Raw genomic sequence first — 13,461 nt, forward strand, 5'->3', positions numbered from 1 at the left:
AAAGCGTCTCAAGGTTTAATACCTCAGAGACGCTTTTGGCGCGGTTCCACTCTGTTTAGGGAAAAATTCTCCCCTCCACTTTGGACCGATAACGGCGGTAAACCGTTCTTCCATACTCCATTCAGGAAGAAACTCTGAGGTGCATTTCAAAGAAACTTGCTTCAACCATTCTCAGCCTGTGATGGTTTTCTCTGTACAAGCGGTCTTTCTTTTACTTCTCCTCGTCAACGTACCTTATTACTTACTATTATAGTGAATTTGCTAAAATTTGCTACTTATTTGATTAATTGTAACACATTTTCCACTCTTGCTCTGACAATATCTTCTCCTAAAAGATAAATTGCATTCGGCAATTCAGGACCATGCACCTGTCCAGTAGTTGCAACACGGATCGGCATAAATAGCTTTTTACCTTTCTGTTTCGTAGCTTTTTGAGTTGCCTTAATACTTGCTTTAATTGCTTCTGGTGACAATTCTTCTATATTGCTGAACTGCTCTAAGAATCCTTCTAACACTTCTGGTACCTGTTCTTCTTTTAATACAGCCATTGCCTCTTCATTATAGTTAATCTCTGTTTGGAAGAAAAGATCTGTTAACTCGACAATTTCTGCACCATAAGACAATTGCTCATGATATAAGCTGATTAAGTTCACTGCCCATTCTTTTTGCTCTTCGTTCATGTCAGCTGGCAATTTACCTGCTTCGATTAAGTGTGGCAAGCTTAGTTCCACCACTTCGTCTAAAGAAGCCTGTTTAATATATTGATTATTCATCCATTTTAATTTTGCCGGGTCAAAGATTGCTGGTGATGTTGACAAACGTTCTGGATCAAATATCTTAATAAACTCTTCTTGAGTAAACAGTTCCTCTTCCCCAACTGGTGACCAGCCAAGCAAGGTAATAAAGTTGAACAATGCCTCTGGTAAGTAACCAAGATTTTTGTATTGTTCAATGAATTGCAAGATATGCTCATCACGTTTACTTAACTTTTTGCGATTTTCATTTAAAATTAATGTCATATGACCATAGTGAGGCGCCTCCCAACCAAATGCTTCAAAAATCATCATTTGTTTTGGTGTGTTCGAAATATGCTCTTCCCCACGTAATACATGACTTATTTTCATATAATGATCATCAAGTGCAACGGCAAAATTGTAAGTTGGAATACCATTTTTCTTCACCATTACCCAGTCACCAAAATCACTGGATTCAAATCTAATATTACCACGTACAATATCATTGAATGTGTATGTTTTGTTATCTGGGACACGGAAACGAATACTAGGCTTACGTCCTTCCGCTTCGAATTGCTTTATTTGTTCTTCGGTTAAATTGCGATGTGCTCCAGAATACTTCGGCACTTGTCCATTAGCACGCTGTTCTTCACGTTCTGCTTCCAATTCTTCTTCTGTCATATAACATTTATATGCTAAACCGCGCTCTAACAACTCATCGACATATTTCTGATAAATATCCAAACGTTCTGTTTGACGGTAAGGTCCGTATTCACCACCGATATCTGCACCTTCATCCCATTCTAATCCGAGCCACTTCAAATAGCGTAATTGACTTTCTTCGCCACCTTCCACGTTACGCTTTTCATCCGTATCTTCTGTACGGATAATGAATGATCCACCTAAATGTTTGGCATATAAATAATTAAAAAGTGCTGTTCTAGCGTTTCCGATATGCAAATGCCCTGTTGGACTTGGTGCATAACGTACGCGTACTTCATTTCCCATGATTATTGTCCCTCCATCATTTGTAACGGTCTTTTCACCTATTATCTTATTTTATCATTATTTTCGACATAATGTTACGTTTTTATTTCTTCATCAGAAGAACAACAGCTTGTGCCGCTATTCCTTCTTTTCTTCCGGTAAAACCGAGCTTTTCTGTCGTTGTGGCTTTGACATTGACTTTCTCTTTATCAGTTCTCAATAGACTAGCGATATTATCTTGGATTGATGGGATATACGGTGCAAGCTTAGGAGCTTGTGCAATCACTGTGCAATCGACATTACCAAGCTTATAACCTTTTTCTTCTACTAGTCTCCATACTTCTTGTAATAATTTTTGTGAATCAGCATCTTTAAATGCGGGGTCTGTATCGGGAAAATGCTTCCCAATATCCCCTTCACCAATTGCACCTAGACACGCATCTGAAATCGTATGTAATAACACATCTGCATCAGAGTGTCCTAACAAACCATATTCAAACGGTATATCAATACCGCCGATAATACAAGGCCTTCCTTCGACTAACTGATGTACATCAAAACCTTGTCCGATACGGAACATTATTTTCCCTCCTGTCGCTCTAAGATCATTTCTGCTCGCATAATATCCTCTGGAGTAGTTAATTTTACATTTTGATAAGTGCCATGAATAATATCTACCGGTTTTCCTAATGCTTCGACGAGCGACACATCATCTGTTCCAAGATATTCTGATGCAATTGCTTGCTCATGTGCTTTTTTAATTAATGAATAACTAAAGGCTTGTGGTGTTTGTGCAGCCCATAATGTTGAACGATCCAATGTTTCTATTTTGTCCCCATTTTTTCGTTTTATTGTATCGGTAACAGGAACGGCGAGCAATGCTGCGTTATTCTCTTTTGCGGCGTGAGCAAGCTCGTGTAAATGTGACTCCTCCACAAAAGGTCTAGCTCCGTCGTGGATCATGACAATCATGTCTTGGTTTTCTTCACTGATGGCGAGCAACCCTTGATAGCCGCTCTCTTGTCGTTCTCTACCACCGTGAACAAAAGTGATTTGGTCTTGCCATTGATAAGAAACTATTAAATCTTTCATTTGCTTTTGCTCATTTGGATTGATGACTAAGTAAATATTTTGACACCAGTTGTCATCTATAAAATTTTTTAACGTATGTATAATTAAAGGCTCATTTAATAGTTCGATAAATTGTTTGTTTTTGCCTACATTCATTCGCTTACCTTGTCCTGCCGCTAACACGATCACATTATATTTTATCATGCGGCCACCCCAATCTCTAATTAACTAGCTTATAATGCTCTCCCAATCTCGTTCCAGAGATCATCTCCATTGATTATAACATCTGCATATAACAGAATGAATCGAATTCTATTTACGTGTTCTATATAGTTCGAATTAGATATATACTGCGAACTAGTGAAAGGAGAAAAAGTGAGGCTTTCTCCCATTCTACCTAATGATGAGTGCTCACATACCCTCCGGCAGAATACTGCGCTTTCCGCAGCGACGATTATACACTCATCAAAATTCAGTACGGAGGAGAACATATCCCTGCTCACTTTACTTCGCAGTTTATAGTTGATCTGTAGGTTTGTATTCATTTTGCATGTATCCGAAAGTGAATTATAAACTAACAAAAAGTGATAACAATCATGTTATCACTTTTGTCTATCCTTTATAAGTTATACCTTTTTTAGAGTGCTTTTTCAAGTAATTTTGGTTTGGCGAAGATCATTCGGCCTGCTGATGTTTGCAACACACTTGTAATCACGACTTCGATGTTCTGTCCAATATAGTTCTTACCTTCTTCTACTACAATCATCGTTCCATCATCTAAGTAAGCAACACCTTGGTTCTGTTCTTTACCGTCCTTAATAACCTGTACTGCTAATTCTTCACCTGGTAACACAATTGGTTTAACAGCATTTGCTAAATCATTAATGTTTAAGACAGGTACCTTCTGAAACTCACAAACTTTATTTAAATTAAAGTCATTCGTTACAACAATCCCGTTCATCACTTTTGCAAGCTTAACTAATTTACTGTCGACTTCTTGGATTTCCTCGAAATCACCTTCATAAATTTCTACATTAATCGGTAGATCCTTCTGGATACGATTTAATATATCCAAGCCTCTGCGACCTCTGTTTCGTTTTAATGCATCTGATGAATCCGCGATATGCTGTAATTCTTCTAAAACAAATTGAGGAATAATAATCGTTCCTTCTAAAAAGTTTGTTTGACATATATCTGCAATTCGTCCATCAATGATTACACTTGTATCTAAAATCTTCGGTTTTGGTAATTCTGGATCTGCGTGAGATTCTTCAGGCATCAAAGCTTTTTTCTTTTCCTTTTTCGGTAAAGTAAATAGATTTAAGAATTCATCTCTTCTTTTAAAGCCTACTTGAAATCCAAAATAGGCAAATAAGACACTTAAAAAGATCGGCACCACCTGTGACACAACCCGTATATCAATTGATTGAATCGGGTCATTTAAGAAATACGCAATAATTAAACCAATAATAATACCTAAACTACCAAACAATAAATCCGACACTGGGGCTTTCATTAATAGCTCTTCAATCCAAGCAAGGAATCTCATAATGTAATCAGAAATCCATAAAGATAGAATAAATAAAATAATTGCTCCTAATACTAACCCCACATAGGGTCCTACATAATTAGATGTTAACCATGTACCTTCAGCTAACCCTATTAATTCCAATAATCTTGGAATATATAAATATCCAGCGGTACCACCTGCAATAATAAAAAATAGTTGCACAAATCGTTTTAGCACCACAGTCACCTCCTATAGATTAGTCTCTCCTATTACTAAAATTTTAAACATTTTTTTAGTACTTTTAAGAAAGAATAAATCTTCCTTGGAGAGCACATTTTGAAACAATACACCTAAAAACTTTCAATCTCCTAATGCTTCTTTAATTGCTTCTTGCACAGAATTTATCCCTATGATTTCAATAGACGCCGGGACTGTCCAACCATCCATGTTCTTAGCAGGAATGATAGCTCTTTTAAATCCTAATTTAGCGGCTTCTTGTACACGTTGTTCAATTCGCGATACTCTTCTTACTTCTCCCGTAAGCCCAACTTCGCCAATCAATACATCATCTGTATGTGGAGCTCGATCTCTAAAGCTAGAAGCAATACTAATCGCAACCGCTAAATCAATGGCAGGCTCATCTAATTTCACGCCACCGGCTACCTTCACATATGCATCTTGATTTTGCAGCATTAAACCTACTCTTTTTTCTAATACAGCCATCAATAATGGAACACGATTATGATCTATTCCTGTCGCCATTCTCCTTGGGTTACCAAAGCTGGTAGGGGAAATTAGTGCCTGAATCTCCACTAGCACTGGTCTTGTTCCTTCCATCGATGCGACAATAGTTGAACCAGCGACACCTTGTGATCGTTCTTCTAGAAAAATTTCAGATGGGTTTAATACTTCTGTTAACCCTTCTTCTTTCATTTCAAATATGCCCATTTCGTTCGTGCTGCCAAATCGGTTTTTGACTCCCCGTAAGATTCGAAAAGTATGGTGTCTTTCCCCTTCAAAATACAATACAGCATCTACCATATGCTCAAGCAATCTGGGTCCAGCTATAGATCCTTCTTTCGTCACATGCCCAACAATAAAAACAGGTATATGATTTTGCTTCGCAATGCGCATCAGTTCACTAGTACACTCGCGAACTTGTGAAACACTACCCGGAGCACTGGTTACTTCTTCTTTATAAATAGTTTGAATCGAATCAATCACAACAAAGCCTGGTTTTAATTGATCAATTTGATTTGCGATATCTACTAGATTTGTTTCAGAAAGTACGTATAGTCTTTCTGATGAAATATCTAATCTGTCTGCTCTTAGTTTTGTCTGTCTTGCTGATTCTTCTCCAGAAATGTATAACACATCTAAATCACGCTGTGACAATTGACTGGAAACTTGCAGCAATAACGTTGATTTCCCGATACCTGGGTCTCCACCGATTAGCACTAGCGAACCAGGTACGATACCACCACCAAGCACTCGGTTTAACTCTTGCATTTTCGTTTTAATCCTTGGTTCTTCTTGTGTTTGAATACTGGATATCTTTTCTGGCTTGTGTGTTGTGCCTGAGCCTGTTGCCCAATTACCTCTTGCTGTTTTGGTAGCTTCCACTTCTTCTACTAACGTATTCCATTCATGACATCCCGGACATTTCCCCATCCATTTAGGTGATTCATAACCACAAGATTGACAAACAAATTTAGATTTTCGCTTAGCCAAAAGTATCGCTCCCTTTCATTATATACGAAAAGACTCCCTTATAAGTTACAGAGATCTATCAATTTAGTTAAAGATGTATGTAAAAAGTGTAAAAAAAGGATAATCTTTAAATTTCGTCTCCTTACACATAAAGATATTGTATTTTATATACTATTCTAAATACAAACCATGCTGGGCAGACTGTTTCCGACCCGAGGCTACTGAAAATGCAATCCCAAATTTCATGCAAAATAACTTTCCTATCACTCAGTATAAAAGTGATCGAAGAGGCATGATCCTTATTGAAAAAATCGGAAGGGAGCCCCCTTCCGATTTTTAAGATTCATACAACCTGGAATTCGCCTGCGTCATCAAGGTCAATGGTTACTTTTTGGCCTTTTTTAATGGTTTCTTTTAGCAATTCTTCTGATAGTAAATCTTCCACGTTCTTTTGAATCGACCTGCGTAATGGTCTTGCACCATATTCAGGATCAAATCCTTCATTTGCTATTTTTTCAATTGCCTTATCAGATAATACAAAGTCTATTTCCTGTTCAGTTAAACGTTTCTGTAATTCTTTTACCATTAGCTCAACAATATGCTTCATGTGTTTCTTCTCTAATGAGTGGAAAACAATCGTTTCATCGATACGATTTAAGAACTCTGGACGGAAGGCTTTCTTCAATTCCGCCGTTACCTTAGAACGCATGTCTTTATAATCTTGTTCTTCATCACCAAGGCTAAAACCTACATATTTATTACGTTTTAATTCATTTGCTCCAACATTGGATGTCATAATTAACACCGTATTTCGGAAGTCTACCGTACGTCCTTTAGAATCCGTTAGGCGACCATCTTCTAAGACTTGGAGTAATATATTAAATACTTCTGGGTGTGCTTTCTCTACCTCATCTAATAGTACTACAGAATATGGCTTTCTTCGTACTTTTTCGGTTAACTGTCCACCTTCTTCATAACCAACATATCCAGGAGGTGAACCTACAAGTCGTGATGTTGCATGCTTCTCCATATACTCTGACATATCAATACGAATCATCGCGTCTTCATCACCAAACATGGATTCAGCTAACGCACGTGCCAACTCTGTTTTACCGACACCAGTTGGTCCTAGGAAAATAAACGAACCAATTGGACGCTTTGGATCTTTTAAGCCAGATCTTGCTCGTCGAATTGCTTTGGAAACAGATTTTACTGCTTCTTCCTGACCAATTAATCGATCATGCAAAATGTCTTCCATGTGTAATAACCTTTCACTCTCATCCTTAGTAAGTGCCGATACCGGTACCCCGGTCCATGTCGATACAACACTAGCAATATCTTCTACACTGACTTCTGAATTCTCCTGTCCTTGTTTCTCTTTCCATTTCGCTTCCGTCTCTTCTAGTTCTTTTCTTAATTGTTGTTCATCATCACGTAATGCAGCAGCTTTTTCAAACTCTTGACTTTGAACAGCGGCGTCTTTTTCTTTACGTACTTCTTCTAAATTCTGTTCTAACTCTTTTAAATTAGGAGGTGTTGTATAAGAACGTAATCTTACCTTGGACCCTGCTTCATCAATTAAATCAATGGCCTTATCTGGCAAGAAACGATCAGTAATATAACGATCCGAAAGCTTTGCTGCTGCTTCAATTGCTTCATCTGTAATCGTCACTCGGTGGTGTGCTTCATAACGATCTCTTAAGCCTTGTAAGATTTGTACAGATTCTTCTACAGATGGTTCATCGACTTGAATTGGCTGAAAACGACGTTCTAATGCGGCATCTTTTTCGATATACTTGCGGTACTCATCTAATGTGGTTGCACCGATACATTGCAATTCTCCTCGAGCTAATGATGGTTTTAAAATATTAGATGCATCAATAGCACCTTCTGCACCACCTGCACCAATTAATGTGTGCAACTCATCAATAAAAAGGATCACATTATTCGCCTGACGTATTTCTTCCATCACTTTTTTCAAGCGATCTTCAAATTCACCGCGATATTTAGTACCTGCTACTACCGTCCCCATATCAAGAGTCATCACCCGCTTATCACGAAGAATTTCCGGCACTTCATTTTGAACAATTTGTTGTGCCAAACCTTCCGCTACCGCTGTTTTACCAACACCTGGCTCACCAATCAAGACAGGGTTATTTTTTGTGCGGCGACTTAATACTTGGATAACGCGTTCGATTTCTTTCTCACGGCCGATAACAGGGTCGATGTTCCCTTCTTTTGCAATGGAGGTTAAATCACGGGCAAGCGAATCCAACGTTGGGGTACTTGCACTATTACTTGAACTGTTACGACCATTTTGAGAACCACCTGATTCTGAGCTTCCTAACAGTTGTAACACTTGTTGACGTGCTTTATTTAGACTAACGCCCAAGTTATTTAGAACGCGAGCAGCTACCCCTTCTCCTTCTCGAATTAGCCCTAACAATATATGTTCTGTACCTACATAAGAGTGTCCTAATTTACGAGCTTCATCCATCGATAACTCAATGACTTTCTTTGCTCGAGGGGTATAGTGAATAGTTTGGGATACTTCACTGCCTTTACCTATTAAAGATTCTACTTCATCTCTGATCTTATCTGCGCCAAGACCAATCGCTTGAAGTGCTTTTGCTGCAATACCTTCTCCCTCGCTTACAAGTCCTAATAAAATATGTTCAGTGCCAATATTATTATGACCTAATCGTACAGCTTCTTCTTGTGATAATGCTAAAACTTTTTGCGCTCTTTCTGTAAAGCGTCCAAACATCATTTTAATATTCCTCCTTTTGCTCCAATGTAAAGCGTTCCCGAATTAAGGATGCACGAAACACATCGCGTTCATTCGGTGTCAGCATTTTTTTTGCATATTGTTGTAAGAACGCCGGTTGTGTTAAAACAACCAATTCGTTCAGAATAGATTTAGATATGTGATGGATGAATCCCAAATCAATACCTAGTCGGACATCAGACAGGCATTTTGCCGTTTCTTTCGATTCGATAATACGACTATGCTGCAATATCCCATAGGAACGAAATACTCGGTCCTCTAATTCCAGTTCTGATTGTTCCATCAGTAAATTCCGAGCATGACGTTCATGCTCAATTAATTTATCGACAACGCCTTTTAAGTCTTCGATAATATCCTCCTCAGACCGACCTAATGTTACCTGATTGGAAATTTGAAAAATATTACCTAGCGCTTCACTGCCTTCACCATAAATACCTCGAACAACCAGACCTAACTGATTGATAGCAGGGATCATCCGGTTAATTTTACGAGTAATCGCAAGCGCTGGTAAATGCATCATCACAGATGCTCGTAAGCCAGTACCTACATTCGTAGGACAGCTTGTAAGATATCCTCTATTTTCGTCAAAGGCATAATCTATTTTTTCTTCTAACCAGTCATCTAATTGAAACGCCTGTTCCAAGGCTTTTTCTAATTGAAAACCAGGAAAATATAATTGAGCCCTAATATGGTCTTCTTCATTAACCATGATCGATACTTGTTCATTCTTAGAGATAAGCGCAGCACCCTGCTTCGATTTATCAGCTAAATGTGGACTTATTAAATGTTTTTCTACTAATACTTGCTTTTCTACTTGCTTTAACTCAGCCATTTTGACAAATTCTAAATCTTTATATTGTAAATAAGAGCGGTGATTAAATTCCTTTTCCATAAAATAAAGAATACTCTCCATTTGCTTTTCGTCCGCAATTAATGGAAAAGGGGATTGCTCAAAGTTTCGAGCTAAACGAACACGACTGCTCATTACAATATCACTGTCAGGACCGTCCTCTTTTAACCAAGGACTAATTGCTTCATTGATAAATTGCTCTAAACTCACGAATCATCACGCTCCTCGTGGTGGTTTAGATTCTTCTCTAATGACCTTATTTCATCGCGAATTTCAGCTGCTTCTTCAAAAGCTTCCTCAGCGATTGCTTGTTGTAATTTCACCTTTAAGTCTCGTAGCTTTTTACGTTGAAAAATATCAGATCCTACTCGTTTTGGTACTTTTCCTTCATGAGCAGTGTTACCACTATGCACTTTTCGAAAAAGCGGATTTAAATGTTCAGAGAATGTATGATAGCAAGTTGCACACCCGAACTTTCCAATTCTAGCAAACTGTTGATACGTCATGCCACATTTATCACATTGTAACTCCTTATCTGTTGCTTTATGTGACTGGTGATGCATAGCACTAGATTTTGGGTTGAACAGTCCTGATAAAAGGTGGTGTAATGAATAGGCATCTTCTTCTTGTGACACATAACCCTTTTCCTTTGCACATTGCTGGCAGACGTGAATTTCTGTCTTCTCACCGTTTATTACTTGTGCGAAATGAACGGTTGCCGGATTTTGTTTACACTCTTGACATTCCATACCGTACACCTCCTAAAATTGATATTTTAAGGCATTGAGCATTGCTGATAAAATTCTAGCACGAATCTCATCCCGAATTGGCAGTTGAAAAGAGAGCGTATTACGATCAATCGCACCAACCATTAATTTTGCTTCTCGTTCGGTAATTAATTCTTCTTCCAAGAGGCGCTCTAATATATTGACCGCTTTTTGCTGTGATATTTTAGGTTGGATCATTTCAATAATTTCGTCTATTAATTTTGCTTTGTCTTCATTGGTAATACGACTAATGCGGATATAGCCCCCACCACCACGTTTACTTTCTACTAAGTAACCTTTCTCCAAAGTAAACCGAGTGTTGATGACATAATTAATTTGAGAAGGTACACATTCAAAGCGATCAGCAATTTCACTTCGCTTTATTTCAATGATTTTATGATGGTTGCTGTGCATGATTTCTTTCAAATATTCTTCAATAATATCTGAAATATTACGCATTTTCCCTCCTCCAATCTGACTTTGACTATATTTGACTATATATTTTTATTATACTGTAAGTTGGCTTGGTTGAAAACTATTTGGTCTTCATTATTATAACCTTTCTTGCTGTCTCTCAAACCCTTATGAACGAAAACGGATTTTAATCTTTTTTACTTCTTCCTGCTCTAATAACCATTCATACAAATTTTCGCGTTTTTTCTGATGAATGGCATCAATATACATTTTGATTTTTGTTGTATCGGAACTTTCATTAGAGATATCAAACTCGCGAATTTCGATCGGAAATGACTGTACACGGTTAAGGAAAGTTGAAGCTTTTTGTTCCTTAGAAAGCTTTACTTCAAAGACAATATGATGACTTTTACGGTGTAGCCTTTTTTCAAATTTATTCAAGACAACTAAACTAATTAAAATAATCAAAGTTGTCACAAAGGCCTCTTTATACATACCAATGCCAACAATCAATCCTAAGCCAGCAACTGCCCATATAGATGCAGCTGTTGTCAAACCTCTAATAGTACCCCCATGAACAATAATCGTACCTGCCCCCAAAAATCCAATACCACTAATGACATAGGAAGGTATACGAGCTGGATCAAATTGAATGTTCTGGTGATTTTCAATAAAGTGTTGAAACCCGTAAACAGATAAAAGCATCATCAAGCAGGAACTGACCCCAACTAGTATATGTGTTCGAAAGCCAGCAGAATGTTTATTTACCTCCCGTTCAAAACCAATCAATCCTGATAAAAAAAGCGAAATCATCAGCTTTGTAACAGATTCTACAAACTCCGCATCAAAGAGCTGATCCCACATAAAGGCGCCCCCTTTACATTTATATATATAAATCTTGATACCAACCATATACCCTGTACTATAAAAAACATAGAAACGTACACAGGGACAGTACAAAAACGACCTTTGCTAGAAGAAATCTGGAAAGTATGGATGACTTGTTGGAATGATTTCCTCCAACTGTCCAATAGCCTTTTGATCACCATCCAAAAGTTCTAAACTCAATAATTCATGAGCACGTTTATAACCAAGAAACATCTGTGTCATTTGCTGTATCTTCATTGTTACGGTTGGTAAGGAATTTTGATTATCTACTCGATCAATTATCATCTCATCATGCTCATTCATGGATAACTGATACGTCCCTGTATTCTCTGGAAGAAATTCATCTTCTATATGGATAGCAAAAGAAGAAAAATGACCAGACTTATTGTATGGAAATTGTGCAAGAAATGCCTCTGCATCGACAATACGAGACATAAAATAAGGTGTTACCTTCTGTTCAAATCTAGGCTCTTCGACCAAAAGCGTAACCCCGTCGTTAGTTGGTAAACTAGCAACTATGTCGTCCACCATGGAATCATGATCATGCATAAATTGTAACAACAACTTCTGCCCATTTATAGTTGAAAAAGCGATATCTTTTACTGTGAATATATTCTCTTTTACGTTGTATACTAGGTATCCTTCTGGTGTATGATCATCCCGGTATGCAATTGCTATAAAGTCATCTTTGTTAAGGATCCGATGTTTCCACCAATGCTGATCTCTTGCTAATGGACCTGTAAATGCACTCGCATATTCTGTATAAATACTATGTAGCATTGATATTGTTTGATCATTATTATTACCTCTTTTTACAAATCCAATTCCATCCCATCGTTTCGCTAAGCTTCGAATTGGTATTTTACAATTTGCTTTGTCGAAAGTTATTTCCCAACCATACTTTCGATAGAATGGTACAGAAAATGGATGTAGATAGGAGATAATTTGTCCTTTCGTTTTCATTTCCTGTAGTGCTTTCTTTAATAGTTGTTTCACTTTTCCTCCTCTTCGATATTCAGGCCATGATGCAACTGATGCGACACCTCCCATTTTCATTATTCTACCTTGAATATGTGCTTTTAGTGGGATGACATGAACCTTCGCAGCCAATTGATTATTTTCCACCCATCCCCAAACAGTATGATTTTTCATCTGTTCTTTATTTGCTACTATTTCTTCATCTGACAATTTATATTGAAAGGCATATTGTGATAAATCCATAATTTCCCTATAGTACGTTTCATCTAGCTTCGTAATATTGTTCATTTCCATTACCCCTTCTTTCCCTTGGTTTTGTTCTATTATATATATTCCGTTCTGCCCTGATAAATGTAAATTTCACAGCTTATGTTCCTTCATAGAATAAGGCAGTACTTTTGCATTTGCTTCGTACAATGTCGGTAATAATCTATAAAGTGAGACTATAATCATGATCAGTTGGGGTTTTACCCACGCTGGTCATATCTATTATCCCTAAGCCTATTCTCGATAGCGAGAGTATGGGTGTATTTTTTTGCTTTTCTTTCAACCACTATCATTTTAGGAAGCACCACCAGATTTAGTATAGAGCCAAAAAAACGGTTCTTTAAACATTATTTTAGCATACAAAAAAACTCCCTAGTCCTATGACTAAGAAGTTTTTAAAAATTGCCTGGCAACGTCCTACTCTTGCAGGGGCGCGAGCCCCAACTACCATGGGCGCTGGAAAGCTTAACTACTGTGTTCGGCATGGGAACAGGTGT

At 37.7% G+C, this 13,461-nt stretch carries 11 protein-coding genes, 1 rRNA gene and 1 other annotated feature; all 12 genes read right to left on the reverse strand.

Features of this window, described 5'->3' with window-relative positions:
* Positions 1-22: 22 nt before the first annotated feature.
* Positions 23-237, reverse strand: a binding site (T-box leader).
* 38 nt (positions 238-275) lie between these two features.
* A complete protein-coding gene (gene gltX / locus J5J03_RS01785) occupies positions 276-1,742 on the reverse strand; it encodes a glutamate--tRNA ligase (RefSeq protein WP_208585805.1) in 1,467 nt (488 codons plus the stop codon).
* Between the two features lie 82 nt (positions 1,743-1,824).
* Positions 1,825-2,301: a 2-C-methyl-D-erythritol 2,4-cyclodiphosphate synthase gene (gene ispF / locus J5J03_RS01790; RefSeq protein WP_208585806.1), complete on the reverse strand. Its 477-nt coding sequence runs from the start codon at positions 2,299-2,301 to the stop codon at positions 1,825-1,827.
* Positions 2,301-2,993 carry a 2-C-methyl-D-erythritol 4-phosphate cytidylyltransferase gene (gene ispD / locus J5J03_RS01795; RefSeq protein ID WP_208585821.1) on the reverse strand — a complete coding sequence of 231 codons (693 nt, stop codon included), beginning with the start codon at positions 2,991-2,993 and terminating at the stop codon, positions 2,301-2,303. The genes ispF and ispD overlap by 1 nt, the downstream gene beginning before the upstream one ends.
* A gap of 436 nt (positions 2,994-3,429) precedes the next feature.
* Positions 3,430-4,539 carry a PIN/TRAM domain-containing protein gene (locus tag J5J03_RS01800; protein WP_208585807.1) on the reverse strand — a complete coding sequence of 370 codons (1,110 nt, stop codon included), beginning with the start codon at positions 4,537-4,539 and terminating at the stop codon, positions 3,430-3,432.
* 123 nt (positions 4,540-4,662) lie between these two features.
* Complete coding sequence (radA, locus tag J5J03_RS01805; protein ID WP_208585808.1) at positions 4,663-6,033, reverse strand: DNA repair protein RadA; 1,371 nt, start codon at positions 6,031-6,033, stop codon at positions 4,663-4,665.
* A gap of 322 nt (positions 6,034-6,355) precedes the next feature.
* On the reverse strand, positions 6,356-8,782 hold the full coding sequence (gene clpC / locus J5J03_RS01810) for an ATP-dependent protease ATP-binding subunit ClpC (protein WP_208585809.1): 2,427 nt from the start codon (positions 8,780-8,782) through the stop codon (positions 6,356-6,358).
* Position 8,783: 1 nt separating this feature from the next.
* Positions 8,784-9,860, reverse strand: a complete 1,077-nt coding sequence (locus tag J5J03_RS01815) for a protein arginine kinase (RefSeq protein ID WP_208585810.1) — start codon at positions 9,858-9,860, stop codon at positions 8,784-8,786.
* The gene (locus tag J5J03_RS01820; RefSeq protein ID WP_208585811.1) at positions 9,857-10,399 is read right to left on the reverse strand and encodes a UvrB/UvrC motif-containing protein; all 543 of its coding nucleotides are present in this window, start codon (positions 10,397-10,399) and stop codon (positions 9,857-9,859) included. Before J5J03_RS01820 ends, J5J03_RS01815 begins: the two co-directional genes overlap by 4 nt.
* A gap of 12 nt (positions 10,400-10,411) precedes the next feature.
* Entirely contained in the window at positions 10,412-10,876 is a 465-nt protein-coding gene (locus J5J03_RS01825; RefSeq protein WP_208585812.1) for a CtsR family transcriptional regulator, read from the reverse strand.
* A 123-nt stretch (positions 10,877-10,999) separates the two neighbouring features.
* The gene (locus J5J03_RS01830) at positions 11,000-11,695 is read right to left on the reverse strand and encodes an MgtC/SapB family protein (RefSeq protein WP_208585813.1); all 696 of its coding nucleotides are present in this window, start codon (positions 11,693-11,695) and stop codon (positions 11,000-11,002) included.
* A gap of 108 nt (positions 11,696-11,803) precedes the next feature.
* The gene (locus tag J5J03_RS01835) at positions 11,804-12,985 is read right to left on the reverse strand and encodes a GNAT family N-acetyltransferase (RefSeq protein WP_208585814.1); all 1,182 of its coding nucleotides are present in this window, start codon (positions 12,983-12,985) and stop codon (positions 11,804-11,806) included.
* Positions 12,986-13,368: 383 nt separating this feature from the next.
* Positions 13,369-13,461 (reverse strand): 5S ribosomal RNA (gene rrf / locus J5J03_RS01840); the annotation flags it as partial.

The sequence above is a fragment of the Gracilibacillus suaedae genome, assembly GCF_017599345.1.
Classification (GTDB): domain Bacteria; phylum Bacillota; class Bacilli; order Bacillales; family Amphibacillaceae; genus Gracilibacillus; species Gracilibacillus suaedae.